The 16,968-nt window shown below is 67.9% G+C and carries 17 protein-coding genes and 1 tRNA gene; 11 read left to right on the top strand and 7 right to left on the bottom strand.

Annotation, left to right across the window (positions count from 1 at the left end; translation table 11 throughout):
- The first annotated feature begins 368 nt into the window (after positions 1–368).
- The gene (gene glgP / locus AC0B44_RS17735; protein ID WP_471904127.1) at positions 369–2,945 is read left to right on the top strand and encodes an alpha-glucan family phosphorylase; all 2,577 of its coding nucleotides are present in this window, start codon (positions 369–371) and stop codon (positions 2,943–2,945) included.
- 51 nt (positions 2,946–2,996) lie between these two features.
- On the opposite strand, the gene AC0B44_RS17730 is transcribed toward glgP, so the two are convergent.
- Positions 2,997–5,024, bottom strand: a complete 2,028-nt coding sequence (locus tag AC0B44_RS17730; protein ID WP_471904126.1) for an ATP-dependent DNA helicase — start codon at positions 5,022–5,024, stop codon at positions 2,997–2,999.
- Positions 5,025–5,126: 102 nt separating this feature from the next.
- On the bottom strand, positions 5,127–6,458 hold the full coding sequence (locus tag AC0B44_RS17725) for a nicotinate phosphoribosyltransferase (RefSeq protein ID WP_471904125.1): 1,332 nt from the start codon (positions 6,456–6,458) through the stop codon (positions 5,127–5,129).
- Between the two features lie 69 nt (positions 6,459–6,527).
- Here AC0B44_RS17725 and clpS point away from each other — a divergent pair, with 69 nt between their 5' ends.
- From clpS to rdgB, 7 genes are all read left to right on the top strand, one after another.
- A complete protein-coding gene (gene clpS / locus AC0B44_RS17720) occupies positions 6,528–6,863 on the top strand; it encodes an ATP-dependent Clp protease adapter ClpS (protein WP_471904124.1) in 336 nt (111 codons plus the stop codon).
- A gap of 27 nt (positions 6,864–6,890) precedes the next feature.
- Positions 6,891–7,469, top strand: a complete 579-nt coding sequence (gene aosR, locus AC0B44_RS17715) for an oxidative stress transcriptional regulator AosR (RefSeq protein ID WP_471904123.1) — start codon at positions 6,891–6,893, stop codon at positions 7,467–7,469.
- On the top strand, positions 7,466–8,560 hold the full coding sequence (locus tag AC0B44_RS17710; RefSeq protein WP_471904122.1) for a P1 family peptidase: 1,095 nt from the start codon (positions 7,466–7,468) through the stop codon (positions 8,558–8,560). Before aosR ends, AC0B44_RS17710 begins: the two co-directional genes overlap by 4 nt.
- A 27-nt stretch (positions 8,561–8,587) precedes the next feature.
- On the top strand, positions 8,588–9,214 hold the full coding sequence (locus tag AC0B44_RS17705) for a rhomboid family intramembrane serine protease (protein ID WP_471904121.1): 627 nt from the start codon (positions 8,588–8,590) through the stop codon (positions 9,212–9,214).
- 130 nt (positions 9,215–9,344) lie between these two features.
- Positions 9,345–10,106, top strand: a complete 762-nt coding sequence (locus AC0B44_RS17700; protein WP_471904120.1) for a cyclic nucleotide-degrading phosphodiesterase — start codon at positions 9,345–9,347, stop codon at positions 10,104–10,106.
- Between the two features lie 32 nt (positions 10,107–10,138).
- On the top strand, positions 10,139–10,927 hold the full coding sequence (rph, locus tag AC0B44_RS17695) for a ribonuclease PH (RefSeq protein ID WP_471904119.1): 789 nt from the start codon (positions 10,139–10,141) through the stop codon (positions 10,925–10,927).
- Position 10,928: 1 nt separating this feature from the next.
- Positions 10,929–11,555: an RdgB/HAM1 family non-canonical purine NTP pyrophosphatase gene (gene rdgB / locus AC0B44_RS17690; protein ID WP_471904118.1), complete on the top strand. Its 627-nt coding sequence runs from the start codon at positions 10,929–10,931 to the stop codon at positions 11,553–11,555.
- Between the two features lie 95 nt (positions 11,556–11,650).
- Here the strand turns inward: rdgB and AC0B44_RS17685 are convergent, their stop codons facing one another.
- Positions 11,651–12,109 carry an ATP-binding protein gene (locus AC0B44_RS17685; RefSeq protein WP_471904117.1) on the bottom strand — a complete coding sequence of 153 codons (459 nt, stop codon included), beginning with the start codon at positions 12,107–12,109 and terminating at the stop codon, positions 11,651–11,653.
- Positions 12,110–12,133: 24 nt separating this feature from the next.
- A complete protein-coding gene (locus AC0B44_RS17680; RefSeq protein WP_471904116.1) occupies positions 12,134–12,496 on the bottom strand; it encodes an STAS domain-containing protein in 363 nt (120 codons plus the stop codon).
- Positions 12,497–12,629: 133 nt separating this feature from the next.
- On the opposite strand from AC0B44_RS17680, the gene AC0B44_RS17675 reads away from it, so the two are divergent.
- The 3 genes from AC0B44_RS17675 (at position 12,630) to AC0B44_RS17665 (ending at position 15,939) form a co-directional block, all read left to right on the top strand.
- Positions 12,630–13,856: a PP2C family protein-serine/threonine phosphatase gene (locus tag AC0B44_RS17675; protein ID WP_471904115.1), complete on the top strand. Its 1,227-nt coding sequence runs from the start codon at positions 12,630–12,632 to the stop codon at positions 13,854–13,856.
- Positions 13,857–13,975: 119 nt separating this feature from the next.
- Positions 13,976–15,502, top strand: a complete 1,527-nt coding sequence (locus tag AC0B44_RS17670) for a sensor histidine kinase (RefSeq protein ID WP_471904149.1) — start codon at positions 13,976–13,978, stop codon at positions 15,500–15,502.
- Positions 15,499–15,939, top strand: coding sequence for a response regulator (locus tag AC0B44_RS17665; protein WP_471904114.1), 441 nt, complete (start codon positions 15,499–15,501; stop codon positions 15,937–15,939). The genes AC0B44_RS17670 and AC0B44_RS17665 overlap by 4 nt, the downstream gene beginning before the upstream one ends.
- Before the next feature lie 75 nt (positions 15,940–16,014).
- Here the strand turns inward: AC0B44_RS17665 and AC0B44_RS17660 are convergent, their stop codons facing one another.
- The 3 genes from AC0B44_RS17660 to AC0B44_RS17650 all read right to left on the bottom strand — a co-directional run bounded on the left by AC0B44_RS17660 (position 16,015) and on the right by AC0B44_RS17650 (position 16,961).
- Positions 16,015–16,395, bottom strand: a complete 381-nt coding sequence (locus AC0B44_RS17660) for a DUF3817 domain-containing protein (RefSeq protein WP_471904113.1) — start codon at positions 16,393–16,395, stop codon at positions 16,015–16,017.
- Complete coding sequence (locus AC0B44_RS17655; protein WP_471904112.1) at positions 16,392–16,808, bottom strand: transcriptional regulator; 417 nt, start codon at positions 16,806–16,808, stop codon at positions 16,392–16,394. Before AC0B44_RS17655 ends, AC0B44_RS17660 begins: the two co-directional genes overlap by 4 nt.
- Before the next feature lie 68 nt (positions 16,809–16,876).
- Positions 16,877–16,961: transfer RNA gene (locus AC0B44_RS17650), tRNA-Leu, on the bottom strand.
- Between the last annotated feature and the right edge of the window lie 7 nt (positions 16,962–16,968).

The following is a 16,968-nucleotide window of genomic DNA, read 5'->3' as shown; positions in this document are numbered from 1 at the left end:
GGCCCGGGACGTACCCGGGCCGGGGCGTACTGCGGCCGTGTTCTGTGTCAACCGTAACGGAGGCGGCGGCACGGGGCCGATCAATGATCGTGACCTCGGAATACCCGGAATCGGTGTGACGAACCGTATCGGATACCCACGGTTCACAGCGCGTGACCCGGGTGCAATACGGCGTTCCCTAACGTCTGTCCCGTACGGATCGACGTCTCCGCGGAGGCACTCCGAAAGGACGAAACGCATGGGCGCGTGCAGCCGGCGGAGCCGGAAATGTCGGGCGTGTTCGGTTGGTGTCCGGGGATGTGTTCCCAGGACCGCCGGTTCCGGTGCCGCAGCACCGCACAGCGCGCGACATGAGTAGGCTTCCCAGAGTGAAAGCCTTGCGACGGTTCACCGTACGAGCCCACCTTCCCGAACGACTTGCCGCGTTGGGGACACTGACCTCCAATCTGCGATGGTCGTGGCACCCACCGACCCAGGATCTGTTCGCCGCTGTCGACCCGGAGTTGTGGGAGCGATGCGGCAGCGATCCCGTTCGACTGCTCGGCGAGGTTCCTCCGGAGCGCCTCGATGCACTTGCGGAGAACGAGGAGTTCCTCGGCCGGCTCGATGCGGCAGCCGCCGATCTCGAGCACTACCTGTCGCGCCCCCGGTGGTATCAGCAGCAACAGGAACGCGGCACCCGGGTGCCCGCGGGGATCGCGTACTTCTCGATGGAGTTCGGCGTCTCCGAGGTCCTCCCCAACTACTCCGGCGGACTCGGCATCCTCGCCGGTGACCACCTCAAGGCGGCATCGGACCTCGGTCTGCCGTTGATCGGCGTCGGATTGCTCTACCGCTCCGGCTATTTCCGCCAGTCGCTCAGTGCGGACGGATGGCAGGTCGAGCACTACCCGCCCTACGATCCGCAGGGTCTGCCGATCCGGTTGCTCACCGAGGCCGACGGCTCCACCGCGCTGGTCCAGGTGGAGGTTCCCGGCGGCCGCACGCTCGATGCGCGGGTGTGGATCGCCCAGATCGGCCGGGTACCGCTGCTGCTGCTCGACTCGGATATCGCAAGCAACGACGAAGAACTGCGCGGCGTCACCGACCGGTTGTACGGCGGCGACCAGGATCACCGCATCAAGCAGGAGATCCTGGCCGGAATCGGTGGCGTGCGCGCCGTCCGCGCCTACACGCGCATCAGCGGCCTGCCGGACCCGGACGTGTTCCACATGAACGAAGGTCACGCGGGTTTCCTCGGCGCCGAACGCATCCGTGAACTCGTCACGGGCACCGGCCTCGACTTCGACGAAGCGCTCGCCGCGGTTCGCGCCGGAACCGTCTTCACCACGCACACGCCCGTGCCCGCCGGCATCGACCGGTTCCCGATCGACCTTGTGCGCCATTATTTCTCGGGACGCAACGGCGAGAACGAATCGGCTCTCCTGCCCGGGCTCACCGTCGACCGCATTCTTGCTCTCGGCCGCGAGTCCAACCCGGACGTGTTCAACATGGCCCATCTCGGACTGCGTCTCGGGCAGCGCTGCAACGGCGTGTCGAAGCTGCACGGAGCGGTCAGCCGGGGCATGTTCGAAGAGCTGTGGCCGGGGTTCGACGCGACCGAGGTTCCGATCGGGTCCGTCACCAACGGTGTGCACGCTCCCACGTGGGCGGCGCGGGAATGGCTCGCGCTGGCCGAGCGTCTGGCCGGCCCCGATTTCGTCGAGGAAGCGCGCGGGTGGGAACTGCTGCAGACCGTGGACGCCCGCGAACTGTGGGAGATGCGCAACACGCTGCGCGGCATGCTCGTCGAGGAAGTCCGCCGTCGTCTGCGCAACTCGTGGATCGAGCGCGGCGCGACCGACGCCGAACTCGGCTGGGTCGATTCGGTTTTCGACCCCCGTGTGCTCACCATCGGTTTCGCGCGACGCGTGCCCACCTACAAGCGCCTGACCTTGATGCTGCGTGACCCCGAGCGGTTGCGGGCACTGCTTCTCGACCCCGAGCGGCCCCTGCAGCTGGTGGTCGCGGGTAAGAGCCATCCCGCCGACGACGGTGGCAAGGCGCTGATTCAGCAGGTCGTGCGATTCGCCGACGAGTACGACGTCCGGCACCGCGTGGTGTTCCTGCCCGATTACGACATGTCGATGGCCCGCTTCCTCTACTGGGGCTGCGACGTGTGGCTCAACAACCCGCTCCGTCCGCTGGAGGCGTGCGGGACGTCCGGCATGAAATCGGCGCTGAACGGCGGCCTCAACCTGTCCATCCGCGACGGATGGTGGGACGAGATGTACGACGGTGAGAACGGCTGGGCGATTCCCACCGCGGACGGCGTCGATGACGTCCGCCGCGACGACCTCGAAGCAGGTGCGCTGTACGAACTGCTGGAACGTTCGGTGCTGCCGCGGTTCTACGACCGCGACGCGGAGGGGGTTCCCGGCAGGTGGATCGAGATGGTGCGCCACACCCTCGAGAAGCTGGGACCGAAGGTGCTCGCCTCGCGCATGGTCCGCGACTACGCCGTCGATTACTACATTCCGGCGGCGGCGGCCGCGCGAGCCGTTTCCGCGGACGACTACGCCGGGGCGAAGGCCGTCGCCGAATACCGGGAGCGCCTCGAAGCGGCGTGGCCGGCGGTGCGGGTCGCGCAGGTCGACACGGACGGACTGCCCGAAGTCCCCGAGATCGGTTCGAAGCTCGCGGTGACCGCCCACGTGGAACTCGGATCTCTCGCCCCGGGCGACGTCGAGGTGCAGGCGGTGATCGGCAGGGTCGGGTCGGACGACTCGCTCAGCGACACCGTGTCTATCCCGATGTCCCACACCGGCACCGGATCGTTCGGTGACGTGTTCGAGGCCGACGTCCGGTTGCCGCTCGCAGGACCGGTCGGTTACACCGTGCGGGTGCTGCCGCACCACGATCTGCTCGCCTCGCCGGCAGAGTTCGGCTTGGTCCGCCTGCCCTGACGTGCCACCGGGTGGGTCCGCGTTCCTCGCGGAACCGGATCCACCCGCAGGTCAGCCGCGCAGGCGGGCCAGTGCCTTGCTCACGATTTCGGGGTCGGTCGTCTCCCAGAACGGCGGCAGCGAGGCGCGCAGGTAACTGCCGTACCGTGCGGTGGCCAACCGGGAATCGAGCACCGCGATCACTCCGCGGTCCTCGGTGCTGCGCAGCAATCGGCCGACGCCCTGCGCGAGCAGCAATGCGGCGTGGTTCGCCGCAACCGCCATGAACCCGTTGCCGCCGCGGGCCTCGACCGCTCGCTGGCGGGCGACGAGCAGCGGATCGTCGGGCCGCGGGAACGGGATGCGGTCGATGATCACCAGCGACAGCGACGGCCCCGGGACGTCGACCCCCTGCCACAGCGACAGCGTGCCGAAGAGGCTGGTCGGCTCGTCGGCCGCGAACTTCTCGACCAGCGCGCCGGTCGCGTCGTCGCCCTGGCACAGGATCGGGGTATCCACCCGTTCGCGCAGGGCCTCGGTGGCGGCCTTCGCCGCACGCATCGACGAGAACAGCCCGAGTGTGCGTCCGCCGGCCGCGGTGACCAGTTTCTCGATCTCGTCGAGGTGGCTCGGCGGCATCCCGTCGCGGCCGGGTGGCGGCAACTTTTTGGCGATGTAGAGGATTCCGGACTTCTGGTGGTCGAACGGGGATCCGACGTCGATGCCGTTCCACTTCAAGGTGCTCGTATCCGAGGGCGGCTCCGCGCCGGACGCCGCGGCCGTATCGCTGCGGCCGGGAGCCTGCGGGGGAAGACCCCAATCGACGGCGAGACCGTCGAACGAGCCACCCACGGTCAACGTCGCGGACGTGAGGACGACCGTGGACTCGCCGAAGAGCTTGGAGCGCAGAAGTCCGCCCACCGACAACGGCGCCATCCGGACCGTACGGCGGGCGACGCCGCGGAACTCGTCGGACGCGAGCCACACAACATCCTTGCGCTGCGACGGATCGGGCTCGTCGAAGGCCGTGAGGATGCGCACGGCGCAGTCGTGGACGTCGTCGATCTCGGCGAGTGCCTGATTGCGGGCTGCGGCGGCTTCGGGATCCATCCCGGGCTTGGGGGAGCCGATCGAGGTGTGCACCGCCCACGCGGCGTCGCGGATCGCGGCGAGTGCGGCGCCTGCGCCTTCGGGCACCGCGTCCCACCGGCCTGGGGCAAGCTCGTCGAGCAAGGAATCCCAGTTCTCCGCGGCGCCCTCGAGGCGGTCGACCTCCTCGTCGCCGGCCAGTTTCAGGCAGCGCCGCGCAGCGGCGGAGACCGTGCTGCCTGACAGTTCGGCGGTGGCGACCCCGGTGACCCGGTCCACGAGTTCGTGGGCCTCGTCGACGATCACCACGTCGTGCTCGGGGAGGATCTGGATGCCCGTGATCGCGTCGATCGCCAGGAGCGCGTGATTCGTGACGACCACGTCGACCTGCGCGGCTTCCGCGCGCGCGATCTCGGCGAAGCAGTCGTCTCCCACCGGGCACCGCGACTTGCCGAGACATTCGCGCGCGGTGACGCTGACCTGACGCCAGGCCTGGTCGGAGACGCCGGGGGTCAGGTCGTCGCGGTCGCCGGTGTCGGTGTCGGAGGACCATTCGGTGACCCGGCGCACCTCGCGTCCGATGCGCGAGAGCGTGAAGGCGTCGAACAGGCCGGTTTCCGGGGGTTCTTCCGCCAGGCCGGTATTGATCTTGTTGAGGCACAAGTAGTTTCCGCGGCCCTTGAGAATCGCAAACCGGGGCGGGCGGCCGAGCGACTCGGTGAGCGCCTTCGCCAGCCGCGGCAGATCGCGCTCGACGAGCTGACGCTGCAACGCGATGGTGGCGGTGGAGACGACGACCGTGCGGCCCGTGCGGACCGCGTATCGGATGCTCGGAACGAGATAGGCGAGGGACTTGCCGGTACCCGTGCCGGCCTGCACGGCGAGGTGCTCGCCGGTGTCGATACTGTGCGCCACCGCCGACGCCATGGTCAGCTGGTTCCGTCGTTCCTTGCCGCCCAGCGCGTGTACCGCGGTGCGTAACAGCTCGGGCACTTCGGGAAGATCGGGCACCCGTCAAGGGTAGCGGGCAGCACCGTCAGGTTTCCGATCCGGCGGACCGGCCCGTGACGATTCCCGGTCGCGGCGCCCGCGTCGCTCACCCGGGCGAGCGGGTCACTCGGCGCGGATGAAACGGGTCGGGATCGCCGGATCGCCCGCCGACAGGGTCATGCCCTCCCACGGCAGGCTCACCATCCCGCGAGCGAGGAACCGGCGGCTCTCCTCGAGGGTCGGAAGTCCCTCGACCGGGCTGCCGTCCCGCACGAGCGGAACCATCAGATCGTGTACCACCGACCCGTCACCGTCGGGGACCCGATCGAGATGCGCCGGGTAGACGACTTCCTCGACGAGGGTGCCGCTGCGGCGCGCGTACCGGACCGCCTTCTTCGCCCCACCGCGCGACTCCTTCGCGGCGCTGCGCTTCTCGACGGGGATACCCGCGACCTCCACGAGCTTGTAGACCATTCCCGCCGTGGGAGCTCCCGAACCGGTCACCACGGACGTCCCGAGGCCGTACGCGTCCACCGGTTCGGCGCGCAGACCCGCGATCCCGTACTCGTCGAGATCCCCCGACATGACGATCTTGGTGCGGGTCGCGCCCAGACCGTCGAGCTGGGCGCGGACCTGACGCGCGAGGACCCCGAGGTCGCCGGAGTCGATGCGGACGGCACCGAGCCCGGTGCCCGCCACCTCGATCGCGGTGTTCACGCCCGCCGTGATGTCGTACGTGTCGACCAGCAATGTGGTGTCAACCCCGAGCGTCTCCACCTGGCTGCGGAAGGCCGACGCCTCGTCGCGGCCGGCGGACGTCGTGTGCAGCAGCGTGAACGCGTGGGCCGCGGTGCCCGCCGCGGGGATCCCGAATCGCCGCGCGGCCTCGAGATTCGATGTCGAGCCGAACCCTGCGAGGTACGCGGCGCGGGTCGCGGCCACCGCGGCCTCCTCGTGGGTGCGTCGCGAGCCCATCTCGATGAGGTCGCGACCGTCGGCGACGCTGACCATCCGCGCGGCTGCGGACGCCACCGCGCTGTCGTGATTGAAGATCGACAACACGAGCGTCTCGAGCAGCACACATTCGGCGAACGTCCCGCTCACCGACAGGACGGGGGAGCCGGGGAAGTAGAAATCACCCTCGCGGTAACCGTCGATGTCGCCGGAGAAGCGGAAGTTCCGCAACCACTCGACGGTGCCGGGTGCCAGGAACTCCGACACCGAGGCCAGTTCGTCGTCCCCGAACGTGAACGACCCGAGCGCGTCGATGAGACGGCCCGTACCCGCGACCACGCCGTAACGGCGGCCGTTGGGTAGACGTCGGGCGAACACCTCGAATACACACGGGCGATCGCCCGACCCGTCGGCCAGCGCGGCCTCGAGCATCGTCAGTTCGTACTTGTCGGTGAACAGTGCGGTGCTGCCGGGAATCGCAGCGGCGGTGGCTTCGGACACTCGAACACTGTAGATCGCGGGTCGGTGGGCGGGTTTTTCGACGCGCGCCGACGTCGTACCCTGGACCCCATGGTGCCGGGGTCCACGACAGTTGAGTTCGACGTCCGTGCAATGGCTGCGGGCCAGGCCGTTCCGGCCGAGGCCGAAGCGGTCGAGGAGAGCGCGGCGGTCGACCGGCCGTGGGTCACGGTGGTCTGGGACGACCCGGTCAACCTCATGCACTACGTGACGTTCATATTCCAGAAGCTGTTCGGATACAGCAAGGCCAAAGCCACGGAACTGATGCTCGAGGTGCACAACGAGGGCAAGGCGGTCGTCTCCAGCGGCACCCGTGACAAGATGGAGCACGACGTAGAGCGTCTCCATGCCGCCGGTTTGTGGGCGACCATGCAACGGGACGAATGACCCCAGCCACAGGAGGACCCGACCGACGTGCGGCCGTGGATCAGGAAGAACTCGCTCAGCGGACCGAAGCTTCGCTCGGAGATGGACGCACACGAGGCGTCGGTCCTACGGTCGCTGGTCGCATCCGTACTGGGCATGCTCGAGGATCGCGCCGGCCAGGCGCCGCAGGACGATCTGGCGCAGCTGACCGGACTCCGCACCGGTAGTTCCACACCACCGGACATCCCGGCCGTGCGCCGGTTGCTGCCCGACTTCCACCGGCCCGACTCCGACGCGGCCACGAACGCCGACGACGAGTCCGCCGACCTCAACGGCGCGATGCGCAGCCTCCACGAGCCCACCATCATCGATGCGAAACTCGCCGCCGGCGCGATGATCCTGCGTACCGTCCCCGAGTCCGGTGGCCGCGTCGTTCTGACGCCCGAACAGGCCGAGTCGTGGCTCTACGGACTCAACGACGTCCGGCTCGCGCTCGGTGCCACCCTCGACATCGACGACGAGACACCCGAAGTACTCGACGACGACGACCCGCGCGCCCCGCATCTCGATGTCTACCACTGGCTCACCTGGGTGCAGGATTCGCTGGTACAGGCTCTTCAGCCGTGACGGTCGCCGGCCCGACCGACTCGATCCTCGACGTACCCGGGCTGCGCGTGGGGCACTGGCAGGCCCTCGACGCCGACGTGCGCCTCGCGAACGGTGAGGTCCCCGGGCGCGGATCCGCCACCGGCTGCACCGTCGTCCTCGTCGACCCCTCCGCGGTCGCGTCGGTCGACGTCCGCGGTGGGGGACCGGGAACGCGGGAAACGGACCTGCTCGACCCCAGCCATTCGGTGCAACGCGTCGACGCGGTGCTGCTCACCGGCGGTAGTGCCTACGGACTGGCCGCCGCGGACGGCGTGATGAGATTTCTGGAAGAGAACGGCCGCGGTGTCCCCATGGGGGCGCCCGGCGCCGTGGTGCCCATCGTTCCCGGCGCAGTGATCTTCGACCTTCCCGTCGGGGCCTGGGACGTACGCCCCGACGCCGCCGCAGGCTATGCCGCCGCTGCTGCCGCGGGCGGCACCGCACTTCTGCGTGGATCCGTAGGCGCGGGCACCGGTGCCCGCGCGGGAGTCCTCAAGGGCGGCATCGGCTCGGCGAGCGTGCGGATCACCGACGGACCGGCCGCCGGAGTGACGGTGGCCGCGCTCATGGTCGTCAACCCCGTCGGTTCCGTGTTCGATCCCGACACCGGCCTGCTCTGGGGAGCGGGACCCACCCGGGCCGCCGAACTGGGAATGACTGCGCCCACCGCGTCCGACATCGCGACGGCGCGTGCCCTCGGCGAGAAGCGCACCGTCCTGAACACCACGATCGGGGTGGTGGCGACCGACGCTCCGCTGTCCAAGGCGGCATGCCGTCGGATCGCGGTCGCCGGGCACGACGGACTCGGCCGCGCGGTACGCCCCGCCCACTCGCCGCTCGACGGCGACACGATCTTCGCCCTCGCGACCGGCACGGCACATCTCCCCGACAGCCCCGCCGTACCGGATGTCTTCGAGCCCGGCCTACCCGTCCTCTCCGCAGTGACGGTCGCCGCAGCGGAGGCCGTCGAACGGGCGATCGTCGACGCGGTGCTCGCGGCGACGAGCGTGGCCGGAATCCCGTCCTATCGCGACGCCTTTCCCTCCGCGTTCGCCTCGCCGACGACCTGATCGCGCCGAGAAGGCCACAATGGAGGAATGACCACCCCGACCGGTACCGGCACCGGCTCCACGCACAGGCCGATCTGGCAGCGCGCCGCGCTCTGGACCGGCGGTTTCCTGGTTCTCCTCTACGGGATCGAAGCGGCGGACACGGTACTGCCCGCCGATCTCGACGCCGCGGGTGTGGAACCGCGCACCGGCGACGGACTGTGGGGGATCCTGTTCGCGCCACTACTGCATGCCGACTGGGCGCACCTCACCGCGAACACTGTCCCCGCTCTCGTACTCGGGTTCCTCGTCATGCTCTCCGGCATCGGCCGGGGCATCGCGGCAACGGCGATCATCTGGCTCGTCGGCGGCATCGGAACGTGGTTGTTCGCCGGGGCGGGAGAGAACCACATCGGCGCCTCGACGCTGATCTTCGGCTGGCTCACGTACCTGATCGTGCGCGGAATCTTCACTCGCAGCGCCGGCCAGATCCTCCTCGGCGTCGTCGTTCTGTTCGTGTACGGCGGGATGCTGTGGGGAGTGCTGCCGAGTCAGCCCTGGATCTCTTGGCAAGGGCATCTGTTCGGAGCACTCGGCGGCATCCTCGCCGCCTGGATCCTGTCTTCCGGCGCTCGGGCGACACGCCGCACGACGACCGCGCCTTCGCTACGCTGACCGGGATCAGAGTCCACGCGTGCTGTCCACTGGGGGCCCGCACATCACAGCTTTGTCGCAACTGTGAGTCTGCGCGTGAAATGTCGCGTTGGCTTCATCGGGAGGCCCCCGGCATGGCAGCATGACGGGTATGCGCATGACCGTTCTGGGGTGCTCCGGCAGTGTGGCCGGGCCGGATTCCGCCGCATCCGGATACCTGCTGACCGCACCGGACACCCCGCCTCTGGTCATCGATTTCGGTCCCGGCGTCCTCGGCGCCCTGCAACGCCACGCGGATCCAGGTGAAGTCTCGGTCCTGCTGTCCCATCTGCATGCCGACCACTGCCTCGACCTGCCCGGCCTGCTGGTGTGGCGCCGGTACTCCCCGAACCCTCCTGTCGTGCGCACCCTGGCGTACGGCCCCAGCGGGACGGCCCACCGGATCGGCGCCGCGTCCGCCGAAATCCCCGGTGAAACGGACGATGTGAGCGACACCCTCGACGTGCGGACCATCGTCGACGGTGAGCCCATCCGGTTCGGTGCGCTCGAGATCACCCCGGCCCGGATGCAGCATCCGCCGGAGGCCTACGGGTTCCGGATCACGAGCGATTCCGGCCGCACCCTGGTGTACACCGGAGACACCGGAATGTGCGACGAGGTGGTCACTCTCGCACGCGGCGCGGACGTGCTGCTCTCGGAAGCCTCCTGGACACATGCCCCGGAAAAGCGTCCTCCCGGAATCCACCTGTCCGGCACCGAAGCCGGGCAGATCGCGACGCGCGCGGGTGTCGGAGAACTGCTCCTGACCCACATTCCACCCTGGACATCGCGCGAAGATGTCATCGCCGAGGCGAAGGCCGAATACTCCGGCCCGGTCCACGCGGTGTCCGCCGGCGACGTCTACCGCATCTGAAACGACCCCGGCCATCGCCTAGGCTCGGATGCGTGACCACACGAGAAGACGGCAGGGCGGACGACCAACTCCGCGACATCCGCATCACCCGAGGATTCACCAACCATCCGGCCGGGTCGGTACTCGTCGAGTTCGGCCAGACCCGCGTGATGTGCACGGCAAGCGTCGAAGAGGGTGTGCCTCGCTGGCGTAAAGGATCGGGACTCGGCTGGGTCACCGCGGAGTACGCGATGCTTCCCGCCTCGACGCACACCCGCAACGGACGCGAATCCGTCAAGGGCAAACTCGGCGGCCGGACCCAGGAGATCAGCCGCCTCGTGGGCCGCTCCCTCCGCGCCTGCATCGACCTCGCCGCGATCGGTGAGAACACCATCGCCATCGACTGCGACGTGTTGCAGGCAGACGGGGGCACCCGCACGGCCGCCGTCACCGGCGCCTACGTCGCACTGAGCGACGCCGTGACGTGGCTCCGCGCCGCGGGCCGTCTCGCCGACCCCCAGCCGATCTCGTGCCAGGTCGCCGCGGTGAGCGTCGGAGTGGTAGACGGCCGCGTGCGCCTCGACCTGCCGTACGAGGAGGACGTCCGGGCCGAGGTCGACATGAACGTCGTCGCCACCGACACCGGAACGCTCGTGGAGGTCCAGGGCACCGGTGAGGGCGCGACGTTCCCGCGTTCGACGCTCGACAAACTGCTCGACTCGGCGCTGTCCGGCATCGACGAACTCTGCCGGATCCAGCGTGAGGTCCTCGCACAGCCCTACCCGGGCGTTCTTCCCGAGCCTGCGGTCGCAGACCACGGGAAGAAGAAGTTCGGAGTCTGACGTGACCGTGCGAGTTCTCGTCGCCAGTCGTAACGCGAAGAAACTCCGGGAACTGCAGCGGGTGCTCGACGGTGCCGGCATCGCCGGGATCGAACTCGTCGGCCTCGATCAGGTTCCCCCGTTCCCGGAGGCACCCGAAACCGGTGCGACCTTCGAACAGAACGCCATAGCGAAAGCGCGCGACGGCGCGGCTGCCACCGACATGCCATGTATCGCCGACGACTCCGGACTCGAAGTGGACGCGCTGAGGGGGATGCCCGGGGTCCTGTCGGCTCGGTGGAGCGGACGGCACGGCGACGACGACGCCAACACGGCGCTGCTCCTCGGCCAGTTACAGGACGTCCCCGACGACAGGCGTGGGGCAGCCTTTGTGTCCGCGTGCGCACTCGCCTTCCCGCCGGATGACAGCGACACCGACGTCGCGGTCGTGCGTGGCGAATGGCGCGGCCACATCGTGCGGGAACCGCGCGGAGAGAACGGATTCGGTTACGACCCGGTATTCCGGCCCGAAGGGGACGAGCGCACCGCGGCGGAACTCACGGCAGAAGAAAAGGACGCCTCGTCGCACCGGGGCCGCGCGCTCGCGCAACTCGTACCGGTGCTCGCGGCGCTCGCGGCGTCGGGATAGACCCGGGGCACATCGAAGGTGCCCGAGCGTCGATCAGGCCACTGTCGCTGAGGCCACTGTCGATCGGGCCCCAAAGGACGAAGACACCTCGGACGTCAGTGGACGTCCGAGGTGTCGTTCTCGTTCAAGGACCACCGCATGTCCACCACGGTGCCGCCCGGTGTTCGATCGACCACCATTTCGGAGGTCAGGGTCCGGATCAACGTCAATCCGTGGCCGCGAGAACGCCGAGATTCGTCGTCCTGTGCGTCGTGCCACACCCCGTGATCGGTGACGACCACGTGGAGTTGCCCGTCGCCGGGGCGATAGCTCGCTTCGAAGTCGAGTGTGGCTTCCGGGTCGGACGGTGCATACGCATGCTCGACCGCGTTGGCCAGCGCTTCGTAGCTGGCCAGGAGGATGTCCTGACGACGGTCGTCGTCGAGGGGGAGTCCGGCCAACCAGCGCCGCATGGTGCCACGCAAAAGCGCGATCTCGGATGGATCGGCCCGCACACCCCGATGGCTGATGCCCTCGGGGGTGAACGATGCGGGCTCGTCAAAGGCGGACGACATGGCTTCCTCGGTTCGTCGATGCGGTTACGCCTGCGGTGAGGAGTCCTCCGCCTCGCCGCCGAGCGCGCCGACTGCGTCGCCGAGGCGAGGATGAACTGCCAGCACCTCGCCGAGACCGAGCAATTCCAGCGGACGGGCGGTCGCGCTGCCGTGTGCGACCACCGCGAAACCGCGGTCGTCACCGGCACGCTTGGACAGTTCGACCAACAAGGCGATGCCCATGGAAGCAAGGAAGTCGACTGCGGTGAGGTCGACGACCAGTGCTGTCGCGTCGGTATCGAGGAGGGCGAGCGCCTGCTCTTCCAGCATGGGGGCGCTCGTCATATCTACCTCTCCGCTGACCGAGAGGATGGCGATGGAACCCTCTCTCGAGGTCGAAAGAGTCATATGAGGATGTGCGGTAAGTGGATCGTTCACCGCCCTATCATGCAAGATCGCGCCGACAGATGCGAGAAACAGGTTGAAGATTACGCCGTCCCAGCCGTCGGGACCGACCCAAACGGGTGTCTGTATTGTTCGAATGCAGCAGGGAAGGACGACCAACGTGGACGTGTACCGACCGGATGACTCGACGTACCATCCGTCGCTACTCCTCATCGAGGACGACCCCGGCGACGCGTTGCTCGTGGAGGAACTGGTTGCCGACAGCGCCCCCGAGATGAAGGTCGTGTGGGTGCAGTCGCTCGCCGCGGCGCGTGAGGAATTCGCCGTCCGTATGCCGGATTGCGTGCTGCTCGATCTCCACCTCCCCGATGCCAGCGGCCTCGAAGCCGTCGCCAAGGTCAAGGAAGTCGCCGAATCGGTTCCGATCGTCGTGCTCACCGGCCTGGCCGAGGAACAGACCGGGCTCGCGGCGGTGTCGGTCGGTGCGCAGGACTACCTGGTCAAGGGGCGCGTCGAGCCCGATCTGTTCGGCCGCGCCGTTCGATATGCCATCCAGCGAAAACAAGCGGAACAGGCCGCGTCGGCGCTGCAGGCCGGTCAGCTTCGCGCCCAGGAGAACGCTCGCCTCGAGCGAGGGTTGCTGCCGTCCCCGCTCCTGAAGCCCGGCGCAGGCTTCGACGTGGTCGCCAGGTACCGCCCCGGTCGCACCTCGGCACTGCTCGGCGGCGACTTCTACGACGTCGTGCAAACCGAGGACGGCACCGTCCACGTCCTCATCGGCGACGTCTCCGGCCACGGTCCGGACGAAGCGGCACTCGGAGTCGGACTCCGCATCGCCTGGCGCACCCTCGTGCTCACCGGAGTCACCGGGCCGCGCCGGCTGCACAAGCTCGAAGAGATCCTCGTTGCCGAACGGTCGGAGAACCGGATCTTCGCGTCTGTGACCAACCTCTCGATGTCGCCGGACCGCCGAACCGTCGAAGTCATGCGCGCGGGACACCCGGGCTTGCTGCTCCGCAACGGTAGTAACGTGGACTGGCTGGAAGCGCCGGGAGGGCCGGCCCTCGGGCTCTTGCCGAGTCTTTCGACCTGGCCGGTGCACGAGATCACCTTGCCCACCGGCGCTGCGCTCGTCCTCTTCACCGACGGCCTCTTCGAGGGGCATCGCGGTGAAGGACGAGAACGTCTCGGGGAGGAGGGCCTGCTTGCTCTGGCACGGGCCTGCGCCGACCTGGGACCCAACGATTTCACTGATTCCCTCATCGCACGTGCGGAAGAACTCGCCGAGACCAATGGCGGACTGTCCGACGACGTGGCAGTGGTGTACGTGCAATGGAAGAAGGAAGTGACCGCACCCGCATGACGACAACCGATACCTCTACCCCTCAGACCGGGGTGGGGGACAACAGCGGTGGCGCTACGGTGGCCCCCCGTGACAGGGGACTCACCGTGCAGGGCTGGTTCCTGATCGTGCTCAGCGTCATGGGCGTGCTGGTGGTGATCGGCACCCTGGTCGGCAACCACTACCTACGCGAGACCACCAACATGTCCGACTACGTACGGGATCGCATCCAGCCCGCCCGCGTCGAGGCGTACCGGCTGCAAGCAGCCCTGGTGAACCAGGAGACCGGGGCGCGGGGCTACATCCTCGCCGCCGACCCCGCCTTCCTCCAGCCCTACGAGGACGGCCGCCTCGACGAGCAACAAGCAGTCGAGACGTTGCGGGAGCTGGTCGACGGTGAAGAGGATCTCATCGCCGACCTCGATGCCGTCGAAGCCGCCGCGGAGCAGTGGCGCCGCGTCTACGCCGTCCCGCTCGTGTCCAGCGTCGTGCCCGGTGACCCGCAGCCCGTCGACCCGGGCGCCGTCGAAGCAGGGCGTGTCGCCTTCGACCGGCTCCGAGTGCTGTTCGATGTCCAGAACGACGGTCTGCTGCAGGCCCGCGAAGAGGGCATCGAAGAACTCGAGACGGTCCGGACCAACCGCGACACCATCTTCGCGTCGATGGTCGCGGTCCTCCTGCTCACCGGAGTGGGCATGGCGTTCCTCGTGCAGATGATCGTGGTACGGCCGCTGGCACGGCTTCGCGAAGCCACCCGCAAGGTCGTCGCGCGCGAAGAATTCGGCCACCACATCACTCCGGAGGGGCCGGCGGACATCCGGGCGCTCGGCCAGGACGTCGAGAACATGCGCGGACGGATCGTCAGCGAGCTCGAGGTGTCGCGCGAGCGGCACGCACAGCTCGAAAGCCAGGCGATCGACCTCCAGCGGTCCAACGCGGAACTCGAACAGTTCGCCTATGTCGCCTCGCACGACCTGCAGGAGCCGTTGCGCAAGGTGGCGTCGTTCTGCCAGCTGCTCGAGAAGCGGTACGGCGACAAGCTCGACGAGCGCGGCACCCAGTACATCGCGTTCGCGGTGGACGGCGCCAAGCGCATGCAGATCCTGATCAACGATCTGCTCACGTTCTCCCGCGTCGGTCGCGTGAGCGAGAACCACGTGCGGGTGGCGCTCGATCCGACACTCGACGCGGCGATCGGAAACCTTGCGCAAGCCGTCGAGGAGTCCGAGGTCGTCATCGAACGACCCGACTCGCTCCCGGAGATCGTCGGGGACCCCACGCTGCTCGTGATGCTGTGGCAGAACCTGCTGGGCAATGCCATCAAGTTCCGCCATCCCGACCGTGCGATCACGATCCGCATCGAGTGTGAGCAAGTGGTCGAGAACGGTAAGGCGGAGTGGCGGTTCGCCGTACAGGACACCGGTATAGGTATCGCCCCCGAGTTCTCCGATAAGGTTTTCGTAATCTTCCAGCGTCTGCACGGACGCGACGTATACACAGGCACGGGTATCGGTCTTGCGATCTGCCGCAAGATCGTCGAATACCACGGCGGGGAGATCTGGCTCGACCCCGAGTACAAAGAAGGCGCCAGGTTCTGCTTTACCATTCCCGTTGTGGGTGACAAGGAGCCTGCACAAAACGAGGCTCTGGAAGGAGCATCCGCATGACTGTTCCCGGTGAACCGATCGACGTTCTTCTGGTGGAGGACGATCCCGGCGACGAGCTGATGACTCGCGAGGCGTTCGAGGACAACAAGATCGGTAACACGCTGCACGTCGTGCGTGACGGCGAGGAAGCACTCGACTTCCTCTACCGGCGTGGGGCACACGAGGGCGCGCCTCGCCCCGATCTGGTGCTGCTCGACCTGAACCTGCCGAAGTACGACGGCCGGCAGGTCCTCGAGAAGATCAAGTCCGACGCGGACCTCACCGACATCCCCGTCGTGGTGCTCACCACGTCGGCTGCCGAGGAGGACATCCTCCGGAGCTACAAGCTGCATGCCAACGCGTATGTGACCAAGCCGGTCGACCTCGACCAGTTCATTCGGGCGGTCCGGCAGATCGACGAGTTCTTCGTCCAGGTGGTACGCCTGCCGCGGCGCTGAGCGCCCTGGAACGCGAATCGGGTGGATTCGGCCGGAATACTCCGGACCGAATCCACCCGATTGTCGTAGCGGGGGTCAGACCCCGAAGTCCGCCTTCACCTGCTGGGTGCGCTTGTGCTCGACGTAGAACGACAGGAACGGGATCGTGCCGGCGAGCAGCGTGCCGACGGTCCGTCCGAGCGGCCAGCGCACCTTGATCGACAGGTCGAACGTGAGCACGAGATAGATGGCGTACACCCAGCCGTGCACGATCGCGATCCACGCGGGCACGTTCTCGATGCCGATGATGTACTTGGCGACCATCTCACCGGTGAGGATGAGCAGCCAGATACCGGTGGCGTAGGCCAGTACGCGGTAACGCAGCAGGGCGGAACTGATCTTCTTGCGATCGGCGTCGCTGACCACGCGCTTCGTGGCGGTGCTGCTGCCGGGCGCCTGCTCGGGGGTGGTGCTCACTGAGCGCTCCTATCGGACCTCCGCGCCAGCTGCGCGAGGTACTCGTTGTACTCCTGGGTCTGTCGTGCCTCAGGATCGTCGGCCTCTTCTGCCAGCGCTTCGGCCACGGTGCGGGGACGCGTGGGGAGAAGATCCTCGGGGATCTCCGTCGGCTCCGTCGATTCCGACGGGCGCGGGGTGCCGGTGGCTTCGGCTTCGGCTTCTTCCGCTTCGAGTTTGACGAAGCGGCGGTAGGCGTACACGCAGAAGAACGCGAAGGCCGGCCACTGGAATGCGTAACCGAGATTCTGGTAGTTGCCGCCGACCTCCTCGAAGCGCATCCACTGCCAGTAGCCGAGCCCCAGGCATCCGGCTGCAGCTACGAGAACCAGGACAACCAGGGCCAACCTGCGGGGTGGTCGATGCTCGGACACGCTGTCGACGGTACCCGAGCGGTGCACCGACCTGCCAAGACGGTCGATGCACCGTGGGTGATCTCACGTGGTGCGCGAGGGGGGACTCGAACCCCCACGTCCGAAGACACGGGTACCTAAAACCCGGGCGTCTGCCAATTCCGCCACTCGCGCTTCACGG

The sequence above is a fragment of the Rhodococcus sp. NPDC019050 genome (assembly GCF_055664235.1).
Note: the sequence above shows the minus strand (reverse complement) of the source record. Positions and strands in the feature narration are given on the sequence as shown.

Bases quoted from the DNA above. Each gene is read 5' to 3' on its own strand.
- clpS (WP_471904124.1), top strand. From the start codon at position 6,528: ATGGTGCCGGGGTCCACGACAGTTGAGTTCGACGTCCGTGCAATGGCT.
- AC0B44_RS17705 (WP_471904121.1), top strand. From the start codon at position 8,588: ATGACCACCCCGACCGGTACCGGCACCGGCTCCACGCACAGGCCGATC.
- AC0B44_RS17700 (WP_471904120.1), top strand. From the start codon at position 9,345: ATGCGCATGACCGTTCTGGGGTGCTCCGGCAGTGTGGCCGGGCCGGAT.
- AC0B44_RS17685 (WP_471904117.1), bottom strand. From the start codon at position 12,109: ATGTCGTCCGCCTTTGACGAGCCCGCATCGTTCACCCCCGAGGGCATC.
- AC0B44_RS17680 (WP_471904116.1), bottom strand. From the start codon at position 12,496: ATGACTCTTTCGACCTCGAGAGAGGGTTCCATCGCCATCCTCTCGGTC.
- AC0B44_RS17675 (WP_471904115.1), top strand. From the start codon at position 12,630: ATGCAGCAGGGAAGGACGACCAACGTGGACGTGTACCGACCGGATGAC.
- AC0B44_RS17670 (WP_471904149.1), top strand. From the start codon at position 13,976: ATGGGCGTGCTGGTGGTGATCGGCACCCTGGTCGGCAACCACTACCTA.
- AC0B44_RS17665 (WP_471904114.1), top strand. From the start codon at position 15,499: ATGACTGTTCCCGGTGAACCGATCGACGTTCTTCTGGTGGAGGACGAT.